Origin of the sequence: Paenibacillus amylolyticus (assembly GCF_003719335.1) — a bacterium.
GTDB classification, from domain to species: domain Bacteria; phylum Bacillota; class Bacilli; order Paenibacillales; family Paenibacillaceae; genus Paenibacillus; species Paenibacillus amylolyticus_D.
The window spans coordinates 132,078-154,220 of record NZ_RIAS01000010.1; the positions used below are offsets into that span (position 1 = coordinate 132,078).

Annotated in this window: 21 protein-coding genes; 14 read left to right on the forward strand and 7 right to left on the reverse strand. The window is 46.8% G+C overall.

The window, feature by feature from the left end; all coding sequences use genetic code 11:
- Window positions 1–375: 375 nt before the first annotated feature.
- Entirely contained in the window at window positions 376–969 is a 594-nt protein-coding gene (locus EC604_RS18285) for a DUF5317 domain-containing protein (RefSeq protein WP_123065521.1), read from the reverse strand.
- 244 nt (window positions 970–1,213) lie between these two features.
- The gene (locus tag EC604_RS18290; RefSeq protein ID WP_123065522.1) at window positions 1,214–2,641 is read right to left on the reverse strand and encodes a hypothetical protein; all 1,428 of its coding nucleotides are present in this window, start codon (window positions 2,639–2,641) and stop codon (window positions 1,214–1,216) included.
- A 277-nt stretch (window positions 2,642–2,918) separates the two neighbouring features.
- On the opposite strand from EC604_RS18290, the gene EC604_RS18295 reads away from it, so the two are divergent.
- From EC604_RS18295 to EC604_RS18320, 6 genes are all read left to right on the forward strand, one after another.
- A complete protein-coding gene (locus tag EC604_RS18295) occupies window positions 2,919–3,950 on the forward strand; it encodes a BMP family lipoprotein (protein WP_123065523.1) in 1,032 nt (343 codons plus the stop codon).
- Between the two features lie 393 nt (window positions 3,951–4,343).
- Window positions 4,344–5,843 carry an ABC transporter ATP-binding protein gene (locus EC604_RS18300; RefSeq protein ID WP_123065524.1) on the forward strand — a complete coding sequence of 500 codons (1,500 nt, stop codon included), beginning with the start codon at window positions 4,344–4,346 and terminating at the stop codon, window positions 5,841–5,843.
- Window positions 5,840–6,907: an ABC transporter permease gene (locus EC604_RS18305; protein WP_123065525.1), complete on the forward strand. Its 1,068-nt coding sequence runs from the start codon at window positions 5,840–5,842 to the stop codon at window positions 6,905–6,907. The genes EC604_RS18300 and EC604_RS18305 overlap by 4 nt, the downstream gene beginning before the upstream one ends.
- Window positions 6,891–7,814, forward strand: a complete 924-nt coding sequence (locus EC604_RS18310; RefSeq protein ID WP_123065526.1) for an ABC transporter permease — start codon at window positions 6,891–6,893, stop codon at window positions 7,812–7,814. Before EC604_RS18305 ends, EC604_RS18310 begins: the two co-directional genes overlap by 17 nt.
- Before the next feature lie 92 nt (window positions 7,815–7,906).
- Window positions 7,907–8,578: a sulfite oxidase-like oxidoreductase gene (locus EC604_RS18315; RefSeq protein ID WP_123065527.1), complete on the forward strand. Its 672-nt coding sequence runs from the start codon at window positions 7,907–7,909 to the stop codon at window positions 8,576–8,578.
- A gap of 1 nt (window position 8,579) precedes the next feature.
- A complete protein-coding gene (locus EC604_RS18320; RefSeq protein WP_123065528.1) occupies window positions 8,580–9,332 on the forward strand; it encodes a nucleoside phosphorylase in 753 nt (250 codons plus the stop codon).
- A gap of 104 nt (window positions 9,333–9,436) precedes the next feature.
- Here the strand turns inward: EC604_RS18320 and EC604_RS18325 are convergent, their stop codons facing one another.
- Window positions 9,437–10,315: a hypothetical protein gene (locus EC604_RS18325; protein ID WP_123065529.1), complete on the reverse strand. Its 879-nt coding sequence runs from the start codon at window positions 10,313–10,315 to the stop codon at window positions 9,437–9,439.
- A gap of 223 nt (window positions 10,316–10,538) precedes the next feature.
- Here EC604_RS18325 and EC604_RS18330 point away from each other — a divergent pair, with 223 nt between their 5' ends.
- From EC604_RS18330 to nfsA, 8 genes are all read left to right on the forward strand, one after another.
- The gene (locus tag EC604_RS18330) at window positions 10,539–10,727 is read left to right on the forward strand and encodes a hypothetical protein (protein WP_123065530.1); all 189 of its coding nucleotides are present in this window, start codon (window positions 10,539–10,541) and stop codon (window positions 10,725–10,727) included.
- 94 nt (window positions 10,728–10,821) lie between these two features.
- Window positions 10,822–11,307 (forward strand): GNAT family N-acetyltransferase, encoded by a 486-nt coding sequence (locus EC604_RS18335; RefSeq protein ID WP_123065531.1) that lies wholly within the window; start codon window positions 10,822–10,824, stop codon window positions 11,305–11,307.
- Window positions 11,308–11,446: 139 nt separating this feature from the next.
- A complete protein-coding gene (locus EC604_RS18340; RefSeq protein ID WP_123065532.1) occupies window positions 11,447–11,833 on the forward strand; it encodes a metal-sensitive transcriptional regulator in 387 nt (128 codons plus the stop codon).
- Between the two features lie 69 nt (window positions 11,834–11,902).
- Window positions 11,903–12,103: a copper ion binding protein gene (locus EC604_RS18345; protein WP_090918799.1), complete on the forward strand. Its 201-nt coding sequence runs from the start codon at window positions 11,903–11,905 to the stop codon at window positions 12,101–12,103.
- Between the two features lie 210 nt (window positions 12,104–12,313).
- Window positions 12,314–14,821 carry a heavy metal translocating P-type ATPase gene (locus EC604_RS18350; RefSeq protein WP_123065641.1) on the forward strand — a complete coding sequence of 836 codons (2,508 nt, stop codon included), beginning with the start codon at window positions 12,314–12,316 and terminating at the stop codon, window positions 14,819–14,821.
- Between the two features lie 304 nt (window positions 14,822–15,125).
- Window positions 15,126–16,286 carry a YhgE/Pip domain-containing protein gene (locus EC604_RS18355; RefSeq protein ID WP_123065533.1) on the forward strand — a complete coding sequence of 387 codons (1,161 nt, stop codon included), beginning with the start codon at window positions 15,126–15,128 and terminating at the stop codon, window positions 16,284–16,286.
- Window positions 16,287–16,444: 158 nt separating this feature from the next.
- The gene (locus tag EC604_RS18360) at window positions 16,445–17,041 is read left to right on the forward strand and encodes a TetR family transcriptional regulator (protein ID WP_123065534.1); all 597 of its coding nucleotides are present in this window, start codon (window positions 16,445–16,447) and stop codon (window positions 17,039–17,041) included.
- Complete coding sequence (gene nfsA, locus EC604_RS18365; protein ID WP_123065535.1) at window positions 17,034–17,777, forward strand: oxygen-insensitive NADPH nitroreductase; 744 nt, start codon at window positions 17,034–17,036, stop codon at window positions 17,775–17,777. Before EC604_RS18360 ends, nfsA begins: the two co-directional genes overlap by 8 nt.
- Window positions 17,778–18,441: 664 nt before the next feature.
- Here nfsA and EC604_RS18370 read toward each other — a convergent pair.
- The 4 genes from EC604_RS18370 to EC604_RS18385 all read right to left on the reverse strand — a co-directional run bounded on the left by EC604_RS18370 (window position 18,442) and on the right by EC604_RS18385 (window position 22,138).
- Window positions 18,442–19,080 carry a hypothetical protein gene (locus EC604_RS18370; protein WP_123065536.1) on the reverse strand — a complete coding sequence of 213 codons (639 nt, stop codon included), beginning with the start codon at window positions 19,078–19,080 and terminating at the stop codon, window positions 18,442–18,444.
- A 13-nt stretch (window positions 19,081–19,093) separates the two neighbouring features.
- Window positions 19,094–20,038 (reverse strand): hypothetical protein, encoded by a 945-nt coding sequence (locus EC604_RS18375; RefSeq protein WP_123065537.1) that lies wholly within the window; start codon window positions 20,036–20,038, stop codon window positions 19,094–19,096.
- 414 nt (window positions 20,039–20,452) lie between these two features.
- Complete coding sequence (locus tag EC604_RS18380) at window positions 20,453–21,262, reverse strand: TatD family hydrolase (protein ID WP_123065538.1); 810 nt, start codon at window positions 21,260–21,262, stop codon at window positions 20,453–20,455.
- A 105-nt stretch (window positions 21,263–21,367) separates the two neighbouring features.
- Window positions 21,368–22,138 carry an ABC transporter ATP-binding protein gene (locus EC604_RS18385; protein WP_123065642.1) on the reverse strand — a complete coding sequence of 257 codons (771 nt, stop codon included), beginning with the start codon at window positions 22,136–22,138 and terminating at the stop codon, window positions 21,368–21,370.
- Between the last annotated feature and the right edge of the window lie 5 nt (window positions 22,139–22,143).

A 22,143-nucleotide genomic window follows, 5' to 3' on the forward strand; every position in this document is an offset into this window, starting at 1 on the left:
ATCTCCTGCTTGGATTTAGTCAACTCGTGATGTTAAGTATAAACCAACGATGCAGTATCACGTCTTTTTTGAAGATAACAGACTCCTGCTCGATGCATTTATATTGGTTATTCTTGTATAGGTATATACTATATTTTTTTTAACATAACAAGATCGCTTGCAAAAATCCAGCAAGAAAAAACAGGCCGCTCGCAGCCTGTTTGTCTGGTGTGGCGGCAGAACCTAACCGCCGAGCTTGTATCCCGAAGTAAGTGCTACAACGACAGACGCTACGATGATGGCGTTGATGACAATGCGGGAATATTTGATACCCTCGAATTTCTTCATGGAAAAGACCTCCCTTCCTTGGAGTCTGGTCCGATGCTTACCCTATTCTCACTGGGTTTGGTATGTTTCTGCGGACGATACATCTTCTTTGCCCCGATTCACCATCATGTACTGGATAAACAGGAATATGCCAACATTCATCACGACATCACCAATGCTGATGACCTGTGTACGCGGATAAGGACTCGATAGCGGGATGATGTCACCGAGAAAAGAGAGGTGAGTAGACGCGTCCATCATATAATGCTTGGATACAGCGCCGCCTTCCCGAAGCAGATCGACATAATAAGGACCGAGCACAGCAGAGGCTTCCACCGAAACGGGCATGCGACCACCATTAAAAGCCATCACGATGAAGTTGAGAAACACCCCGATCCAGATCAGCGTGAAACCCCGATGATGTCTGTTGAGCCATAAAAAGATGAGGCCGGTAATATACACAGCGGCAAACAGATAACCATTAATGGATGCTACCCAGCTCAACCGCTCCTGCATATAGAAAATGCCAAACTGGAAAAGTAACAGCAGCGGAAAGATCCAGCCGCCGCGCAGCTGGAGTGTTGCAAACTGGTTGAGCCCATAACGGACTCCACCCCTGAACAGACCAACAATCAAGCCGATCAGAATACCGTCGTATACCATGATTAACCCCTGTTCTTGCGGATGTGCGCAACAATACTTGCGTGTTTGTGTACATAAGAAATTCGACCTGATATTGGCAATTCCTGCATGGTTAAAATGATTTTTAAGAAGAATTTTGTAATTGTATACATAAAAGCCGTCTTCCCGAAAAATAGAGGTCGAAACCTGAATCCGAATCGGTGAAAACGGCTTTATATTTTGCTAAAAAATGATCATTTCAGTCAAGTGGTTATCTAAACGATATTTACTCCGAACCGCCATTCAAGTAATTAAAGAAAGGCTGATCCACCCAGAAGTTGTATGAGGTGATATTGGCTTCAGGAGCGAGCTTGCGGAATCCTTCCTGAATAGCCTTGGCATTTTCTTTCAGCGAGAAAGATTGGGCATAATAATGACCAAGTGTAATTTTATTGTTCGTAATCACTGGGAAGTTAGCCAGTGCGGTTGGCGAATAATACAGCGGCTGCCACCAAGAGTTGATAATCAGTGGAGATTGACTGTTGCTGTTCTTTTTGGCAAATTTCAGAACGATGTCGTTGAAACGGGCTTTGTCAGCCGTATTGTTAAATTCAAACTGAATGTCATATTCCTTCGCATAAGCGATATAGTTGCCATTCTCAATCTGTGTAACTTTGTAGTCTGGTGTTTCCTTCGGATCGCCCCACTCTTTCAAATAGATAAAAGCAGATGTCTTCGGCTGGAATTGCACATCGGCATCAATGCCTTCGCTGCGAAGCAGGCCAATCAGCTGTACTGCATGATTAATGCTGTCATGACCATAAGTTAACGTCAGTTCATCGATAAAGTTGGAGTCGAAACGGCTGTCTTTCAGGTTGTACCCTGTAACCAGATCTTCCCGCAGTGCCTGATCCACAATTTTTCTGAGTTCAGGAGCTTCAATCAGATCTGCTGTGCGATATGCAGCATATAGCTTGGCGTAGATATCTGCATCATTGGAGCGTCCAATTTCATTTTTATATTTACCTTGGCTGATCAACACACGTCCAAGCAGTATGTTCGCTGCATCCTTGCTTGCTGCGCCGCCCTTAACCAGGATAGGATACAGACTCTCCGGAACCAGTCCTGTATCAATGGCCGCAGCCAGTTCTTGCCCAGCTTGTCCTTGCAAACGATTTGGCTTGATGCCCGCTTTGGCAAGGGCTTTCGCTGTTTTGTCCGCAGGGTAGGTGTAAGCGAGTTCTTTGAATCCAGCTGCTTTGACGGCGAGGAATACCGCTGTGTAAATGCTCAGTTGATCATTCGCACGTACCTCCGTTGATGTTAAAACACCGTTATTGAACAGAGCAACAGCTGCCTCGTAGGCATCGTCACCCGATTTCAGGTCGCTGAAGGCAGGCGCCTTTGCGGCATCCGTACTTGTAGTGGTAGCGGAACTTGCTTCCGTAATAGCTGCTATGGCTTTGATAAAATCACCCTTGGATGCTTGCTGTGGCAATTGGATGCTGTACTTGGCTTGCAGGAATTGAGCGAAATCTGCTGCACTCTCTGTGTAGACAGCTGGTGTTTTTACTGCAGGGGGGCTCACATGCAACGTTTTAGGAGCAACTGGCGTTGCGGATGCTGCAGAAGCAGAAGCGGGCAAACTAAGACTGCCGAGAGTTACTGGAGCGGCGAGCAGAGCCGCCAGCGTGATCTGGGTGATTTTTTTCAAATGAAAGGCCTCCTTAAAATAGGGTTGAAAATGATAGGTGAATGCAATATAATCCTGACAAATCCTATCAGAATAGAATAATTGGATTGACTTTAGCACGGAGTCGCGCCAAATGTCAACGAAAAAAAGCCAGCCGTAATGCGGCTTCCAGAGTCTGGAAGTCAGTGTTGTTACGATGATCTTCCATATGAGTGTATACGCTGAAAGTTTTATTGACAAGGATCGACATTATCCGATAGGATATAAAAAAAGATTATTGAAAAGGGGAATTTTCAAAATGAAAAGAGGTTTATCGTTCGTCTTATCAATTGTTATGGTCGCTATTTTGCTGGCTGCTTGTGGGAATTCAGCTACTAAAGACGAACAATCCGCTCAAGGCGGCGATTCTGGAAAATCCCTGCGGATGGCATTAGTACTACCTGAAAAAATAGGGGTCAACCCTTTCTTTGTACAAATGGATGAAGGTTTCAAAAAAGCAGGTAAAGAGTTTAAGGTGGATACCAAAACGATCGAATCAACAGACCCTGCAGCATTCGAGCAAAACCTGCGTGCAGCTGTTGCTGAGAATTACGACCTGATTATTACAGCAACGTTCCAGGCAGAAGATGCACTGAAAAAGGTCGCTGCCGAGAATCCAAACAAATCATTTGCTATTGTGGACACAACTGTAGATTTGCCTAACGTTCGCAGTGTTGGTTTCCGTGAGTATGAAGGAGCGTACCTGCTGGGTGCTGCCGCTGGACTCTCCACGAAAACAGACAAAGTGGGCATGATCGCTGCAATGGACGTACCTTTAATCAAGAAGTATACAGAAGGTTTCAAAGCGGGTCTGGAATCCGTTAATCCAAAAGCAGAATTCCTGGTGAACTATGTTGGTGGTTTCAATGACCCGGCTAAAGCGAAAGAATTGGCACTGGTGCAATTCGGTAAGGGTGCTGACTTTATCGCAGGGGCATCTGCTGTAGGTGACCTTGGTGTGTTCGAAGCAGCCAAAGAAAAAGGCTTCTATACTTCTGGACAAGATACAGACCGTACGGTAGAAGATCCGGAGCATATCGTACTTTCCCAGTTGAAATCTACGGATACGGTTGCGTACGAAACGGTGAAGGACTTTGCAGAAGGTACATTCAAAGCAGGTGCAGTGAACTACGGCCTGAAAGAAGACGGTGTTGGTCTGACATACGTTACGCGTGACAGTGAGTCTCCGCTGAATGCATTTGTTGGTCAAGAAGTTATCGACAAAGTAAAAGCGATCAAAGATGATATCATCTCTGGTAAAATTGTAGTGAAAGATCCATTGCAACAATAGTAGACTTAGAAAATCATATCTTGAGAATGATCTGAAAAGTTTCATATGAAGAAGAGCAATGAATTGATGGATGTGTAATCAATCTAGTAAGCCGGCTGCCCAACCAGGCAGCCGGTTTTGCTACTGTTTACAGTGACCTTATATGTTGAACGTAACGTTTACACGATAACGGATAGGACAGAAGAAACCTGGAGAAGCGGAGCGGTTGCCTAAAAGCTTTCTGCAAGAAAGCTACATGGGAAGCATACGCTTATCACCGGATTTTCCCCTTATAAAAGGGAGTTCAAAAAAATCTGGGGATAACAGCGATCGAAAGGTTGTTCTGTCATCGGAGTGTCCAGTGTAACCATTTCACGTTGAACTTACATCACCCGAGAGGAGCGAACGCAAGATATGCTGTTGGAGATGGAGCAAATTACGAAGAAATACGGCAACTTCACGGCGAACAAGGAGATCCATTTTAATCTGCGCGAGGGGGAGATTCATGCTCTTGTCGGGGAGAATGGAGCAGGGAAAACGACGCTAATGCGTATGCTGTACGGGATGGAGCAGCCGACAACTGGCACGATTAAAGTCCGTGGGCGCGAGGTGAACTTTGCAACACCATCCCAGGCTATGGCGAGCGGGATCGGCATGGTGCACCAGCATTTCATGCTGTTTCCATCCTTTACGGTAGCGGAGAATATTGTCATTGGACGTGAGCCTGCGGCGGCAGGGGTATTTGATCGAAAAAAAGCGGCAGCTCAGGTCCATGAATTGGGCAGACAATACGGTATGCCGGTCGACCCGTGGAAAAAAGTTGCCGAATGTCCTCTGGGTATGCAGCAACGTGTAGAAATTCTCAAAGTGCTTCATCAGGGAGCGGACATTATTATATTGGATGAACCTTCTGCGGTGCTAACTCCGCTCGAAGTGAAAGAACTGCTGGCGAATATGAAATCGCTCGCGAAGCTAGGCAAAACCTTTGTCATCATCACACACAAGCTGCAAGAGGTGATGGATGTCGCGGATCGAATCACCGTACTGCGGGATGGACAAGTCACAGGTATATTGGAAGCAAAGGATACTAATGTAGAGGAACTGTCTCGCCTGATGGTGGGACGTGAACTGGTGCGTATGGATAAACCGTCATCTGTTCCGGGTGAAGCGGTGCTCCAGGTGGAAGGCATTCATCTCTCGGGAGCTAAAGATCGGTCTGCCCTCAAAGACATTCATATGCAAGTCCGAAAAGGTGAAGTCGTCGGGATTGCGGGTATTTCCGGCAACGGTCAATCCGAATTGATTCAAGTGATTGCCGGGCTGCGGAAGCCGGATGGAGGACGCGTGCTCTTATCCGGGCAGGACACGACCAACTGGCCGGTACGCCGCATTCGTGAGCATGGACTGGCGCATATTCCGGAAGACCGTTACATGTGGGGAGCAGCGAAGGATGCCAGTGTGAAGGAGAATGGACTGATGGGGCACCATCATCGTATGCAGAAGCGGGGCATGATCAAAGCCAGAGCAGCCAAAGCAATGGTGGAGAGCTGGATCAAGCAGTTTAGCATCAAGACAGGCTCGGCGGAAACGAAAGCCCAATTTCTATCAGGTGGTAATCTGCAGAAGCTGATTGCAGCACGTGAATTTGCGCAGGATACACCGTTCCTGATCGCAGCAGAGCCTACACGTGGGGTGGATATCGGTGCGATGGAGACCATCCATGCGGAATTGTTGCGCAAACGGAATGAGGGAGCAGGTATCTTGCTGATCTCATCCGAGTTGTCAGAAATTTTGCAATTATCGGATCGCATTATTGTGATGTATGAAGGCGAGATTGCCGGAGAACTTCCGGCAGCGGAAGCGACAGAAGAACAGATCAGCTTGTTGATGGCAGGAGGGAAAGAGCGGGTATGAATCGGTTAAAAGAAACACTTCGCGGACTTGTACAGCCGCTGCTTGCCGTATTGATCGGCTTACTCGCCGGGGCGATCGCCATTCTGGTCGTTGGCGGCAATGTCGTGGATACGTATGCCGAGATGTGGAAGGGTGCCTTCGGCAACTTCTACTTCTTCACCAATACATTGGCTCGTGCCACACCGATTATTTTGGCGGGACTCGGTGTGGCACTGGCATTCCGTGCCGGATTTTTCAATATGGGTGCGGAAGGTCAGATGATTCTGGGCGGACTCAGTGCGGCGCTCACAGCTCTTTATCTGCCAGGGCCGGGCTGGTTCGTATGTATTGCTGCCATTCTGGCGGGAATTATCGCCGGCGGGGTGTGGTCCCTTTTTGCAGGCTGGCTGGATGCACGCTTTGGGATGAACCTTTTGATTACCACACTACTGCTTAACTATATTGCGACGTATTTTGGCGGTTACATGGTTTCGTATCCATTTAAAGATCGAACGGGATCGGCAGCGATGGCGCAGACACCAATGATTGATCAGAGTATCTGGCTACCGAAGCTGTTTCAGGGCATGGGACTGCACGCAGGCTTCATTATAGCGATTGTAGCGGCGGTGCTGATCTACTGGTTTACGCACAAAACGGTAACGGGTTATGAAATTCGTATGCTGGGCAGCAATCCGTCTTTTGCGGCTTATGGGGGTGTTCGCCGAATTCGTATGATGATGCTGTCCATGGTGATCAGTGGTGGGCTTGCGGGTCTTGCTGGTGCTGGTGAAGTGCTCGGTACACAGTACCGCTTCCTGGATGGCTCGCTATCCTCGGCTAGTTATGCGTGGAGTGGCATCATGGCTACACTGCTTGCACGCTCACATCCACTGGGCACAGCTGTAGCGGCCATTCTGCTCGCGGCATTACAGACAGGTGCAATGGGCATGGAGCGCAACACGGATGTCCCTCTGGAAGTTGGCAGTGTAATTCAGGCAGTGTTGACACTGTTTGTCTCGGCACAGATCGGTTATTCCTTCCTGAAGCGGAGAAAGGAGAAAAAGTCCAATGCAACAACTGTTTGATGCAGCCATGTTTGGCTCAACCTTGCGGATTATGACGCCGATTCTGCTCGCAGCACTTGGTGGGGCCTTATGTTCGCGCGTAGGTCTGTTTAACGTGGGTTTGGAAGGACTGGTGCTGATCGGGGCATTCTCCGCGATTGTGGGCAACTACCTATTCGGTAACGTACTCTTGGCAGTGCTGTTTTCCATTATTATCGTGATGCTGTTCTCGGCGCTATTTGCATTTATAAGTATTAATCTAAAGGCTAATGCCATCGTCGTCGGTATATCGTTGAACTTTCTGGCGGCGGGACTCACGACCTTTGCCCTGCGGGCGATCTTTGATGTAAAAGGTGCATACTACGATAAGGATATGGTGGGACTCCCGAAATGGGACATTCCGCTGATCAAGGATATTCCTTGGGTGGGCACGGTGTTCTCAGGCCATAGTCCGCTCGTATATCTCGGCATTATTATTGTCATTGCTCTACAGTTCTATCTATTTAAAAGTGTATCCGGCTTCCGTCTGCGTTCCGTGGGTGAGAATCCGATTGCAGCACAGAGCATCGGCATCAAGGTACGCGGCATTCAGTATGGTGCTGTACTGATGTGCGGTGTACTGTGTGCACTGGCTGGAGCGCAGCTGTCGCTTGGTCAGGTGACGATGTTTACCGAAGGCATGACCGCAGGTCGGGGCTTCATCGCTTTGGTTGCTACGATGCTTGGACAAGCCAACCCGCTTGGGGTGATGGGGTCTAGCGTGTTGTTTGGATTCATGGAAGCACTTAGTATTCGTCTGCAAGGCTTCTCTCTGCCAACCCATTTCACCATGATGTTGCCGTATATTGTAACACTGGTGGCGATGTTCTTTTTCAAAGACCGGACGTATGCACAGGATGCATTGAAAGCGGGCGGAAGCTCACGTTAATCCTGTTGTGAACCCTAGCTATGATAGGATAGATATGTGAGTAACGGTTTCAGTTGCATAGTGACATCGTGAACAAAGGAGGAATCAGGGACGTGCATAACAAAGCTGAGCGTTTGAAAAAAACCAAAACACCACTACCGAAAGCTGGTGCCGATTACGGAGATCGGTTGCCGCCAGGTCAGGTGCTGACGGAGAAATTCCCGATTTTGCATGAAGGGGAGGTGCCGGAGTATGACCTTTCCACTTGGGATTTGAAGGTTTTTGGTGAAGTCGAAGAAGAGAAGGTGTTCTCTCTGGCTGAGCTTCAGGCGATGCCGCAGGTGAACATGGTTAGTGATATTCACTGTGTTACGCGCTGGTCGAAATTTGACACACCTTGGGAGGGTATTCGCTTCTCCGAATTCATGAAGCTGCTCGGGGTTAAACCAGAAGCGAAGTACGTCATGATTCACGCGGACCATGATTACGAGACCAATGTGCCACTTGAAGAACTGATGCATGATGATGTATTGCTTGCGTTTAAATATAATGGTGAGCCGCTCACGCCGAAGCATGGGTTCCCATTGCGACTGGTTGTGCCACAGCTGTATTTCTGGAAGAGTGCAAAGTGGGTGCGTGGACTGGAGTTTATGACAGAGGATCGCAACGGCTTCTGGGAAAGCAATGGCTTCCACCATTTTGCCGATCCGTTTAAGGAGCAACGCTTCTCGGGTGAAGATCTGCCGATTCCTGAGGATGAGTGGACGAAAAAGGAGTTTGATTAATATGTTGATGCCGATATTGCAGATTCATTCGGAAGATATGCCAGCTTATGCTATCGTGTGTGGCGACCCGGCTCGTGCGGAGAAAATTTCCCGCAAGCTGGAGAATGCCAGAGAGCTGGCGTTCAGCCGCGAATATCGCACATTTGTAGGAGAGTATGAAGGGGTTCAGATGGCGGTGGTCAGTCATGGCGTAGGTTCACCGGGCGCAGCGGTGTGCTTCGAGGAACTGATTCGCGCAGGAGTGAAAACCCTGATTCGAGTAGGCACAGCAGGCTCATATACAGCCGATTATCCAGCAGGCAGCGTTATTGTCAGCACTGCGGCTGTACGCTCCGATGGACTGACGCGTCAGCTAGTACCCGATGGTTTCCCTGCGGTAGCCGATATTGATGTAACCAGCGCATTGGTTGCTGCTGCACGGCAGACAGATCGTGGCATAAGTGAGGTTGCCAAAGTTGGCGTGGGTATCACGGTAACTTTGGATGCCTTTTTCACAGGGGTAGAAGAGATTCCTCACCGTAAATACAAACAGGCTGGAGCGCTTGCCGCCGAGATGGAGATCGCTGCGCTCTATATCGTCAGTACGTTGCGTGGTGCGCGAGCTGGAGCCATTGTGGCCATTGACGGCTTCGCAGACAGTGATCTTGCGGCTGAGTATGATCCGCATACCGATGCGGTCGCTAAGGCAGTAGAGCACGAGATCGAAGCTGCGCTTCGTGCGCTCGCTGCCCTTGCTCGCCAGGATCAGGCATAGGCAATAATGGAATAGAGTACACAAAATGGCGTCCCGAAAGGTCATAACTTGACCACCAGGGACGCCATTTTATGTTGTCGTTTTAAAAGCGAGGATCGTCACAGTTATTTATAGACAATATGCATGGAGTAGAAAGACCCATCGGAGTTGAAGCGGCCCTCCACGGTAGGAGCTCCTTTTTTCGTAAACAAGGCACGATCAGAAGGGAATGCTTTTTTTTCCACCATATGACCATTCAGATCTATTCCGAACAGCAGCTCGGCTTGTGCCACACCGCTATCCTGTAATTGTCTTGCCGTGATAGCCTTTATTTTTTTATGATACTCATCAACAGCTTCCTGTCCTTTGTTAAAATAATCATCTGCCAGAGCCCTGGCATTAACCGCAACAACTTTATGCGTGGCTTTGTCTACCCCAATCCAGGTTCCGTACTTATCGTTCGTGTACATCAATTCAATGATTTGTTTCTTTCCTTTGTGCTGTAACACAGCACCATCCAGTTCTCCCGATGGTAAATCTAGTTTGCTGAACACTTCTTCGGCTGCTTGAATGTCTTGTTCGGCAACGTCATTCATGTCTATGTTCTGTTGAGTGTAGCTTATTTTGTTGTTTTCAATGTAAAAGGTGATATGTTCTTCTTGTATATGTCCGGATTGAATATTCCCCTTCAAGTCCACCAGCAGTTGGCTTGGGAAAGGTGTGCCAAGGATGTTGAAATCCCAGCCGTAGTCGTCAATATAACTGCCTTTATCAAGCTTGTACGCTTTTTTGGTCAGTTTTTTGAGTGTTTGTTCTACTTTTTTAACAACCGCAGCTGACGCCTTTGTGTTTTTATTTGATTTTGTTGATGCAGTGTCAGCTGTCGTGGATACTTCAGCTTTGGTTTTTGCAGCGCTCGCTGGAGTGGGATAAGAAGCAATGGACATTGTGCCGATCATTCCTGCCAGAGCAATGGAGTTGATTACTTTATACATGGGTTTCACGATAAGATACCTCCAAGTCAAATAATTAGTCTATCTACTTATATAACTGGTTGAGGTGGCGCTTTTGTGACACTTATCCATACTAATTTTAGAAAAAGTGTTTTACCTCGAATGAGAAGAGTCATCGGTTTGCATGGATCAACTTCGAATGATTTTGAAATCATTGGGTAATTATATACAGGAACAGAATCCAACATGAGATTACAAAAGGAGGACTTACACGATGACACAGAACAATCAACCTCAGGATGAAGCAAAACTCCGCAATAAACTGGATGAAGATGGCGACTCCTTGATGGAGAAAAAGAAGATCTTGAATGGCGTGGACATTGAGCCACAGGCGGATGATTGGGCAGCTAAACCATCTCCGGTTGCTTTTAACGAAGAAATCAATACATCCTCTAAAAAATAGGATTGATCGACAGAGCGGATACCGTATGGTATCTGCTTTTTCGTCCTTGTATAATGTTGTAAATACAGCATAAGGAAGAGTGGAGGGGAGAAATATGAAAAATAACATACAGATCCGAGATGCACAGCTTGCTGACTATCCTGGTGTAGCCACGTTATTGGATCAATTACATGAGTTACATGTACAGGCAAGACCGGACATTTACAAACCTCTGCACCCAAGGCTTGGGGAAAAGGAATATGCCGATTGGCTTGCGAAGGATGACCGTTACCTCTATGTAGCGGAACATGTAGAGGCTGGGAAGATTGTAGGCTTTAGCAGCGCACAGCTGAGCGCCATTCAGGATCATTCGCTTTTTGCGGATCGCAGGATGTTATACATTCACGAACTTGTGGTGGATTCAAGCCACCAAGGACATGGAACAGGTAAACGGTTAATGCAGACCATGCTGGATCTGGGGAGAGAGCTTCAGGCAGACCACATAGAATTAACGGTTTCTACATTCAACTCGCATGCACAGGCTTTTTATGAACAGATGGGGCTAAGGGTGCGTAGCAGCAGAATGGAGTTCCCATTGTAATTGTAAGCCGAGTAGTGAAATAAGTCTGTTCATCAAAACTACATACACAAAACGTTCGATAATAAAAGAAAATAAACCCTTGAATACCCCATGGGGGTATGTTAATCTGGAAGAAGAACGTAAGAAAAGGGGTGTTATGATGGAAGATCACAGCCATCCCGAAGAGTCTGTACAGACTGCGGAACAGCAGTCCGAGCAACAAGCGGATTCATGCCATGCTTTGAACTTAGATAAGGACGGCAAAACTGTCCGTAAAAGCCACCATTCCCAGGAGATGAAGGGCAATCTCATCTCCAGGTTGAACCGGGTGGAAGGCCAGATTCGCGGCATCAAAGGGCTGATTGATAAGGACACATACTGTGATGATGTGTTAACCCAGATCGCTGCAGCACAGTCCGCGCTTAATTCGGTAGGCAAGCTTTTGCTGGAAGGACATATGAAGAGCTGTATTGTGGAACGTATTCAGGCGGGCGAACACGAAGTCGTGGATGAATTACTGGTTACTGTTAGAAAGTTGATGAAGTAGTACGACAAGGATAAGACCTGGTAAAGACATACCCATTTACGAACATATTTAACTAAGGAGGAATAGAACATGTCTAATGTTACGTTGAATGTCAAAGGAATGTCTTGCAATCACTGTGTAAAGTCCGTTGAAGAAGCGGTGAAAAATGCAGGAGCAAATGGTCAGGTGGATCTGGCAGCCGGTACGGTAGCTGTAGAATATAATGAGCAGGCTGTTACCGTGGATCAGATCAAAGCCGCAATCGAAGATCAAGGATACGACGTCGTTTAATTGATCCGAGGGATTGTTCATTAACAAATGATAGCAGTAAAGGCTTAGCCCTCTTGATTCTCAGTTGGACTTGATTATACAAGGGACGGTTTAAGCCTGATTTTCCGTCCTGAATATACCCCTATAGGGTATAAAATTCATTTGAAAGGAGCTGACATGATGACATCGAGCGCATCTGAAAATATAGAACCTGCACCAACTCCTGTACCTATGGAGAATTCGGGTCTCAAGACAACCTTGCACATCACGGGTATGACCTGTGCCGCATGTTCTACGCGTGTGGAGAAGGGGTTATCCCGGATGGAAGGCGTACATCAGGCGAATGTGAACCTTGCCATCGAACAGGCAACCATCTCTTATGATCCCAAAACGACAAGTGTAGGCGCATTGCGGGACAAAGTCGCGGCACTTGGCTACGGTACAGTGACGGAATCCGTCGATCTGGATATTACGGGCATGACCTGTGCGGCCTGTTCTGCACGTATTGAGAAAGGGCTGTCGCGGTTGCCGGGTGTCTCCCAAGCTAACGTTAATCTCGCGCTGGAGACAGGGCATATTGAATATGCAGCGGGTACCCTCAAACCGTCCGATATTACAGCCAAAATCAAGCAGCTAGGCTATGGCGCTACATTGCAATTAACCCAGGAGGAATCGACCTCTGTTCGGGAACGGGAGATACAGCGTAAGAAATGGAAATGGATGATCTCCGCACTCTTGTCCATTCCGCTATTGTGGGCAATGGTTGCCCATTTCTCCTTTACCTCGGGCATTTATGTACCTGAGCTGTTTTTGAACCCATGGTTTCAGCTGTTACTGGCGACACCAGTCCAATTTGTGATTGGTTGGCAGTTCTATGTAGGTGCATATAAGGCGCTTCGCAATGGTAGTGCTAACATGGACGTACTTGTGGCACTTGGAACAAGCGCCGCCTTTTTCTACAGCCTGTATCTGACGCTCACGAGCGGGTATTTACCTGATGCCAGTATGGGTCAGAGTATGGATCATGGTGCAATGGGAACGGATGTAGGAACTGCTGCAGGAGTTACCGCTATGCCGATGGTGGAGCTGTACTATGAGACAAGTGCGATTCTGATTACGTTGATTTTACTTGGAAAATGGTTTGAGGCTGTGGCGAAAGGGCGCTCTTCACAGGCGATCAAAAGCTTGATCGAACTCGCTCCCCGTGAAGCGCGTGTTATCCGTGACGGACAGGAAGTTTTGATTCCGGCTTCCTATGTAGCCGTTGGTGATCTGGTTTTGGTGAAACCTGGGGATAGCATTCCGGTGGACGGTATCGTAGAAGAGGGTCAATCCTCTGTCGATGAATCCATGCTGAGCGGTGAAAGTCTACCTGTAGATAAAAAGCCTGGCGACCCGGTCACAGGTGCAACGCTGAACAAAAACGGTGTTCTTCGTATTCAGGCGACCCGAGTTGGCTCAGATACGGCTCTATCGCAAATTATTAAAGTGGTCGAACAGGCGCAGGGATCAAAAGCACCTATTCAGCGGATTGCCGATGTGATCTCGGGTATATTTGTCCCTATTGTGGTGGGGATTGCCGTACTAACCTTCTTGATTTGGTATCTGTTTGCAAGTCCGGGAGATTTCGCCGGATCATTGGAAAAAGCGATAGCTGTACTCGTTATCGCCTGTCCGTGTGCGCTTGGGCTGGCGACACCGACCTCTGTCATGGCTGGATCAGGTCGTGCGGCGGAATATGGCATTCTGTTTAAAGGCGGTGAACATCTGGAGTCTGCTCAGCAGATTCAGACGGTTGTGCTCGACAAAACAGGAACCGTTACCCAAGGCAAGCCTGTATTAACTGATGTTATTGCTGCACCCGGCTGGACAGAATCAGAGTTGCTTAAACGTGTTGGAGCGGCAGAGCAGGGCTCCGAGCATCCGTTAGCCGAGGCGGTTGTGAGCGGTATTCGGGAGAAAGGTCTACTTTTGGAACCGACAGAATCGTTTGAGAATATCCCTGGTTACGGTGTTCGTGCAACGGTATCTGGTGAAGAGATTCTCGTGGGAACGCGCCGCTTGCTGGCAGATGCGAACGTAGATGTACCGGAGGAAAGCATACAGCAGATGAACGCTTTGGAGGAACAGGGACGTACGGCCATGCTGGTTGCTGCTCAAGGCCAGTGGGCGGGTATCATTGCGGTAGCAGATACGATTAAGGATACTTCTCGGGAGGCCATTGGACGGCTTCAATCTATGGGGATCGATGTCATTATGATTACGGGAGACAATGAACGGACAGCTCGTGCGGTAGCAGAGCAAGCGGGCATCCAGAACGTTTTGGCAGAAGTTCTCCCGGAAGGCAAGGCATCCGAAGTGAAAAAGTTGCAAGAGAGTGGCCGAAAGGTGGCGATGGTCGGAGACGGTATCAACGATGCCCCGGCACTGGCTACAGCCGATATCGGCATGGCGATTGGAACCGGAACCGACGTAGCGATGGAAGCGGCAGATATTACGTTGATGCGTGGTGACTTGAACAGCATTGCAGATGCAATCGAGATGAGCCGCCGCACGATGGGCAATATCAAGCAGAACCTGTTCTGGGCGCTTGGATATAATGTGATTGGCATACCGATCGCAGCCGCAGGATTTCTGGCTCCGTGGCTGGCAGGTGCTGCAATGGCATTCAGCTCGGTTTCGGTGGTACTGAATGCCCTGCGTTTGCAGCGGATGAAGCTTGCTCGAACGAAGTCATAAGATAAGAGACTAACATATGGGTAAGAAGAGCTATGTAATAGATCAATGAATGATCCGTTAAATGCGCGGCTCGCTTCACGGCGAACCGCGTATTTTTTACGCAAAAGTGGTCATAAGCCAACCAAGATTGACATTCATGAAAATAAACCCAGCTTCATTCATGAAAATACGTTGAACTTTTCTGAATATTACGAAAGTATGTTGACAATATAGACATATGCCTTTAAAATTTAAACGATCGTTTGATTCAAACGGATGTTTAAATCAAATTTGAACTATTTTGAAAATGGAGGAACATAATTATATGCTGCAAGCTCTACGTACATTGTTTAAAAAACCACCAGTGATCATAGGCATTGTTACTGCACTGATGTTTCAGGTTATTTTTAGTGTAATCTGGATGACTGCATATTCCGGTGTAAATGACCGGACGAAAGAATTAACGGTGGCTATTGTGAACGAAGATGGTGAACTGTCCAAAGGTATTGCGGATCGGTTGGCAGAGACATTGCCTTTCCACACCGTATCGAATTTAAGTGCGACTGAAGCGCTGGATCAATTGAACCATCATCAAGTGCACATGGTGCTGGACATTCCGGCAGGATTTAATGTTGCTCTTCAAACAGCTGGCGCCACTGCCGAGATCAAATATACGATTAATGAAGCCAATCCGGTAACGATTAAAAGCATGATGCAGGGTGTCTCACAGAGCGTGACCAACACGATTAACAAACAAGCTTCCGCGCAAGGCGTACAAACTGTTTTGACTGCTTCAGGTGCTCCTGCGGAACAGGCTGCTCAGGCCGCTGCGAACCTGACCAACCGTGTAGAAGGAAAAACGACATCCATTAACCCGGTGAACGGCATGAACAATCAGATGGTGCCGATGATGATGGTACTTGCCTCTTATGTAGGTGCCATGATTATGGGCATGAATCTTCAGGTAGCTATGGGCATGTTGTCTTCGATGTATTCTCGCCTGACTTTGTTCGGTGCCCGGGTCATCATTAATGTAGGTTCTGCGCTGGTTGTTTCCTTGCTGGGATCTTCTCTGATTGTGGCTCTGGGTGGACAGATTGCACAAGGGTTTGTGGCCTTCTGGTTGTTCCAGGCACTGTTCCTGTGTACCTTCATGTTCTTCTCCCAGTTTTTCCTGATCTGCTTTGGACCAGCAGGAAGTGTGTTTAACATCATCTCGCTATCCCTGCAACTGGTGTCATCCGGTGCGATGGTGCCGCGTGAATTGTTGAACAGCTTCTACAGCGGAATTGGTCAATACTTGCCTGCAACCTATGCGGTTCAGGGTATTCTAAGTGTGCAACTGGGTGGCCCAGGCGTGCAGTCTGCCGCAGGTTCCATCGTTGTTGTACTGCTCATTGCTGTTGCATTGTCCCTCGTTGTGACGCTGCTCAAAAAAGGTCGCAAACCGGCTGGGATGCCAAGCCCGGCTCCAGCAAACAGCTAATATATGTAGTCGTTACGAAGCTTCATCGTTTGTACCAAGCACCCCGATGATTTTCATCGGGGTGCTTGGTGTAATATAATAGATGGGATGAAGTGAGGGCTGCAGTCCGGGGAAAATGCTGCAGCAACTGACACGAACGGATAAGAGGAGAGAAACAAATGACGGAACCGGAATTGGATATCAAAACAAGGATATTGCTTGCAGCGAAGAAACTTTTTGCATTACAAGGGTATGATGGGACGAGTGTTCGTCAAATCTGTGATGAGGCAGGTGCGAACGTGTCGCTGGTGTCTTATCATTTTGGCGGTAAAGAGAAAGTGTTCGATGCACTATTTGAGCACTTTTTCCCCGAACATATTCTGAGTAAGCTGGCTACAGAATCGATGTCCCCTGTAGAAGGTATCCGCCGAATTGTTGGTGAAGTCGTGAGGTTTACGATGACAGATCGCGAGATGAGTGACATTGTACAGTTGGAGATTACGCTGCGTACTCATCGGACGGCAACGGTGTTTCAATATCTAGATCCCGTCTGGAATAAAGTGAGAGAGTATCTACAGCAAGGTAAAGATGAGGGACTGTTCAAGATCGAATCCTCATCCTATGCCATGCTTCAGGTTATGGGCGTAGCGCTTGCGCATAAGCGGGCCAAGCACTCGCGTTTTGGTTTTGATTATCAGGATATGAATACAGAGGAACTTGCCGAAGAGACGGTGGAGTTCGTACTTCGAGGATTAGGAGTGAACAGCCATGAATGAAACGATTGAACTGATGATGAGACACCGCTCTGTACGCAAATTCAAGCCAGACCCGGTCAGTGAGGAGCAACTCGCAGCTATTGTTGCGGCGGGACAGATGGCATCCTCTTCAAGCAACGTACAGGCGTATTCCGTGATCGCTGTGACAGATCAAGAGCAGAAAGCCAAACTGGCTGAACTTGCCGGGGGCCAGGCTTACGTCAATGAATGTCCGGTCTTTCTCGTATGGTGTGCTGACCTGTTTCGATTGAAGGATGCAGCGGCACGTCACCTTCCAGAGAAGGAGTCTTATGCGGACTCCACCGAGAATTTTATGGTTGCTACGATTGATGCTGCACTGGCTTCTCAGAATGCTGCCCTTGCTGCCGAATCGCTCGGTTTTGGCATTGTATATATCGGCGGACTTCGTACTCGGATTGAAGAAGTGGCAGACCTACTCGAATTACCGGATGGTGTATATCCGGTATACGGGATGTGTATTGGGGTTGCAGATCAGGAAACGGGCATTCGGCCACGTCTTCCAATGAAAGCCGTATTACATCATAACCGCTACCAGCCTGCCCAGACCTTGGAAGGTGTTCAAGAGTATGATGTGACCACGACAGAATACTTGAAAGAACGTACCCACGGTGAGCGTACAACCCCGTGGTCTGAACTCATGGCGAAACGTCTTACCGAGCCAGCACGTTTGCAGGTGAGAGCATTCCTTGAACGCAGAGGGTTTATGAAGCGGTAATCATTCTGAGTATTTAATGGAACCACCATCTCTTACACTGGTATATATCGAATGTAATTCCTATTAAATTTATGAGGAGGCAGTGAAACATCAGATGGAAAAAGAAAAAGGTAATCAACGAATACCCCTGTATGACAAAGATGGCAAAACAGTTATTGGTCAATTTGAGATTACAACAACTGAATAGTTTTTACATCCTAGAGAATCTGCGTAATAGACATACTTCATACTTATTTGTATACATCGTAACGATCCTACTAGTATCTTACTTTTGAATGGAGAGAATCTTCTGAAAAATTTATTCGTCGGATTTTCTAGGGTGCTCCTAACAGTTTGTTTAGTTGGTTCATTAAACTTACCCTACGCAAGTGCGGCCAACTCAGACAAACAAGAACTATTCTCAGTCTAGCGACTCTTCATCTGCCCCATATTATGCTTACACCACAATTGCTAGAAAAAATTCTTCTGAGGAGATTCCTGTTGGTTATATGGGTGCGCAAGCAAGGATCTACGATTCGAACGATCACGAAATAATTAAAAAAACAGCGAACATCAGGATTACCAGTGTTCGCTGTTTTTTTGTTCTCTCTATGGCAAGTACTTGAAACTCACCCTTCAATATTTTAAACAGAGAGCTTCTGTTTACCTATGTTATTAATGAAAATTATTGAGCACTAGTAGATTGATTATTCTCCTCTATTAAAAATTCAAATACTTGTTTTTTTAAGGAAGAGTAATGATCTATTTGTTCATCTTCAAAATGAACTGTTTCAATACTGTTTCTAGCAAGGCTCTGTACACTAGAATTGGTATCAATTTGATACTGACCTTGATACATTCCTACGATCCGATAAGTTCCAGTATCAGTAGCAGCTAGGAAAAGAACATAGTTATCAAGATTGTTCATTAAGTTATATCCTTCGATTGTGTATACAGCCTCTTCATCTTCATAAGCAGGCTCCACTACGGTGATGACACTCTCTGGTTGTTTTCCCTTGTAAACTTGCTCGATTTGAAATTCTGATTTGCTCGCCTTAACAACGACTTCACCTTGATCGTCAGTTTGGAAGTATTCGTTTCGGTTACCAGTGTACTTTCCAGAAACAATAAGATCTGCATGTTCTTCGAGCTCATTCACGTTATTGACAACAGGGTAGTCTGCATGAGCTGAATAAACCTTTTTCTCACTTTGAACAGCTGTAGCTGCCTCACTATTTTCTGGAGCATAAAGCGTATAAGCCACAACTGTAAAAGCAACCAACGTGAAAAGAATAGTTATCTTTATACTTTTATTAATATTCATATTTAATTCCTCCTTACCATCTGTATTGAATATTGGCAATATCGAGTGGAGTGAATGATGTAATATTCTTCTTCCCTTTTTGCATGATGGAATTTACATCATAGTTTTCCTGGTGCTTCATAGAAACAAGATGCCCTGTTTCGTGAGTTACCGTTCCTTGTTTGTTATTTGCATTAAATCCCCAAGCTGTCATGACGCCATGATTAAGAACCATTGTTGCGTAGCTCCAAGTTTTTGTCCCCAATTCATCTATGGGTTTTCCACTTGAATCGTATGCTTGCACAATTGCAAAGTAATCTATATCACGGCTATTGTTTGCAGAAATCCTGACTTGGGCTGCAGTAGATGATGAGTTAGTGAAACCAATGTTTGCATTTGATATATTTTTCAGCTGGTTTAATGCTGTTGAGACATAGGAAGAATACCCATACGTAGAGACCGAAGGTGACTGGTAAACGGAAATATTACTCACAGAAGTGAATGAGTTAGGGAAAAATGCACTTGAATTAGTGAGTGGTGATGATGACCCATTGAACTCAATTTTGTCAATAAGATAACCGGTGCTTGTTTGACCATCATTGTTTACAATGAGGTTTACGTAAGCTGGTCCCGTTATCCAAGGTGTCCAAACATCAGTGGTGTATCCTCCGCCAGCAGAGTAGTAGATAGTACCAGCTTCTTGAGTTGTCTTACTGTAAGAAGAAGATACGGATACTCGATCTCCGTTAGCTAAAGCAATTCTATTAAAATGGAGCCTATAACTCGTAACTGTTGGAGATAAAGTAACAAATTTATCACTACTTCTTGAGTTTTCTTTATAATTACCAGGATACCCTTCTGATCTCAAATCAATCTCTTGAACAGTAGCAGCGTTTACTGGTGAGACAGAGATAATTGGAGATAATACAAACAAAAATACTAAAAAAGAGCAAAACAATTTATTGCGATAAAAAGCCATAAGTTTTTCCTCCTGTTGAATGTGTTGTATTTACAAAGTAGAATATAGGTTAAAATCCAAAATTTATCAATACACGGTGTAGAAAAAGAGAAAAAATACCTATATGTTCAATTTTTTTGTCAGTATGATCAAAGAATCTTTGACGAAATTTGTAGAAAATGAACGAAAAAGATTTGAATATATTTTAAAAACTAGTATGAATTGCTCCTTTCACTTGGTTTAACAGTGCAAATTAAAGCATATATGGTATAAAAAATGCTGATTTCTTGCACAATTTTGATCTTATTTTCAAACGAAGCTAATGTAAAAAATAAACCCACTATGGAAGGTGATGACCTACACAGTGGGTTATGCTTGCAATGAGGTTTAATAATTGCATACGAAGATCTATAAAATATCATGTTTCTTCTTCTCTTACTCCGGCAGGCGATAAAAGCGCTTGGTGTTTCGGTAAAAAAGACGTGCAGCTCGCTCGATTCCCATACCGGTAATCTCACTCCAGGCCTGAATCACCTGACGTGTCATAGCCGGATGTGTCATCTTGCCTTGAAACGGCCCTTCGAAGGGCCAAGGTCCATCGGTCTCGGCCATCACTTGCTCTGCCGGATATTGCCTTGCAAGCTCACGGATCTCCGTCTCGTATAGAATATCGGGTGTGAAGGAGATGTAATACCCGTTGTTTGCCATACGCCGAATGGTCTGCTTTGATCCTTTGAACCAGTGGAAATGGGCGCGTGTAAACTGATGTTTCTCCAGCAGTTCGCAGGCTATATCGGCATCCTCATACACAGCATGCAGGATGATGGGTTTATGGTGTTTTTTGGCGAGTATGATGAACTGCTCCAGCAGATCAATATATCCGCTTTGGTCAAAGCTAAGGCCTGCATGCCCTGCTTCTTCACGGCTGTAATAAGGCAAGCCTATCTCACCGATGGCAATAGCATGTCCAATGTGTTCTTCAATCCAAAGAAAGAACTTTTCCTGCTCGTTGAGGGAGGGGAGCTGCTGTTCGGGATGATAGCCAAACGCCGGGTAGATGTAACGCGCATGCTTTTTAGCAAGTTCCAGATTGGCCTGAGCAGAAGCCAGGTTCATGGAAACTGTAATGACCGCTTCGACCTGATGCGACGGTAAGCTTAGCAACATCTTCTCCTGTTCCTCCGGTGTGTATTTATCAAAATGAATGTGGGCATCGATTAACGGTGCAAACGTTGGAGAATGCATGGGGGAGAGCCTCCTTATATCGTAGGTATTCATATATATATAACGCCGAGTTCATGGTGTTGGATCACCCATATCAGGAAAAATATAACTAAAAAACCCGCACTATCAAGATAGGCGGGTTTTCTGCTGTTCTTCTTTCATCCACTGGGCAATTTGCCGTTTGCGTTCGAGAAAGGCAGGCTCTTCTGTTATTTCATCTCGTCTTGGGCGATCAAAAGGAACATGAACCTCGTGCAGCACAGCCGCCGGTCGATTGGATAACACATAGACCCGGTCCGCCAGCGACAGTGCTTCCTCGATATTATGGGTGATGAACAGCACAGAGCGGCGATTCTGTTCCCAGATATCCAGCAGCCAGCGCTGCATGTCGCTCCGCGTCAGAGCATCAAGCGCGCTAAATGGCTCATCAAGTAACATCAGTTCCTGCGGGCTGAGCAATGCACGCAGGAAAGCAACGCGCTGTTGCATTCCACCTGAGAGCTGATGAGGGTATGCCCGCTCGAAGCCTGCAAGGCCAACGCTGCCCAGCCACTGCCTTGCCTCGGCGAGCGCTTCGGCACGTGGAGCAACGGGGGCGGTATGCGCTGTAGCAGAAGCGATCTCGCCTGCGAGCAGCACATTGTCTTCAATGGTTCGCCATGGGAAAAGGGCAGGTTGTTGCGGCATGTAGCTGATATGTCCGCGTTGTCCCGTAACCTGCTTGCCGTTCATAATCACTTCGCCATTCTGAGGACGGAGCAAACCGCCGATGATGTGGAACAGGGTGCTTTTGCCGCAGCCGGAAGGGCCGACGATGGCAACAAACTCCCCTTTTTGCACCGTAAGGGATAAGCCGTTCAACACAGGAAGTTTCCGCCTTCTTTCCTTGAAGGACATATGCA

Excerpts from the sequence above, each read along its gene's own strand:
- EC604_RS18310 (WP_123065526.1), top strand. The coding sequence starts at position 6,891 with ATGCAACAACTGTTTGATGCAGCCATGTTTGGCTCAACCTTGCGGATT.
- EC604_RS18340 (WP_123065532.1), top strand. The coding sequence starts at position 11,447 with ATGGAAGATCACAGCCATCCCGAAGAGTCTGTACAGACTGCGGAACAG.
- EC604_RS18370 (WP_123065536.1), bottom strand. The coding sequence starts at position 19,080 with ATGAATATTAATAAAAGTATAAAGATAACTATTCTTTTCACGTTGGTT.
- EC604_RS18355 (WP_123065533.1), top strand. The coding sequence starts at position 15,126 with ATGCTGCAAGCTCTACGTACATTGTTTAAAAAACCACCAGTGATCATA.
- EC604_RS18285 (WP_123065521.1), bottom strand. The coding sequence starts at position 969 with ATGGTATACGACGGTATTCTGATCGGCTTGATTGTTGGTCTGTTCAGG.
- EC604_RS18385 (WP_123065642.1), bottom strand. The coding sequence starts at position 22,138 with ATGTCCTTCAAGGAAAGAAGGCGGAAACTTCCTGTGTTGAACGGCTTA.
- EC604_RS18345 (WP_090918799.1), top strand. The coding sequence starts at position 11,903 with ATGTCTAATGTTACGTTGAATGTCAAAGGAATGTCTTGCAATCACTGT.
- nfsA (WP_123065535.1), top strand. The coding sequence starts at position 17,034 with ATGAATGAAACGATTGAACTGATGATGAGACACCGCTCTGTACGCAAA.
- EC604_RS18320 (WP_123065528.1), top strand. The coding sequence starts at position 8,580 with ATGTTGATGCCGATATTGCAGATTCATTCGGAAGATATGCCAGCTTAT.
- EC604_RS18350 (WP_123065641.1), top strand. The coding sequence starts at position 12,314 with ATGGAGAATTCGGGTCTCAAGACAACCTTGCACATCACGGGTATGACC.
- EC604_RS18360 (WP_123065534.1), top strand. The coding sequence starts at position 16,445 with ATGACGGAACCGGAATTGGATATCAAAACAAGGATATTGCTTGCAGCG.
- EC604_RS18375 (WP_123065537.1), bottom strand. The coding sequence starts at position 20,038 with ATGGCTTTTTATCGCAATAAATTGTTTTGCTCTTTTTTAGTATTTTTG.
- EC604_RS18380 (WP_123065538.1), bottom strand. The coding sequence starts at position 21,262 with ATGCATTCTCCAACGTTTGCACCGTTAATCGATGCCCACATTCATTTT.
- EC604_RS18300 (WP_123065524.1), top strand. The coding sequence starts at position 4,344 with ATGCTGTTGGAGATGGAGCAAATTACGAAGAAATACGGCAACTTCACG.
- EC604_RS18305 (WP_123065525.1), top strand. The coding sequence starts at position 5,840 with ATGAATCGGTTAAAAGAAACACTTCGCGGACTTGTACAGCCGCTGCTT.
- EC604_RS18295 (WP_123065523.1), top strand. The coding sequence starts at position 2,919 with ATGAAAAGAGGTTTATCGTTCGTCTTATCAATTGTTATGGTCGCTATT.
- EC604_RS18335 (WP_123065531.1), top strand. The coding sequence starts at position 10,822 with ATGAAAAATAACATACAGATCCGAGATGCACAGCTTGCTGACTATCCT.
- EC604_RS18330 (WP_123065530.1), top strand. The coding sequence starts at position 10,539 with ATGACACAGAACAATCAACCTCAGGATGAAGCAAAACTCCGCAATAAA.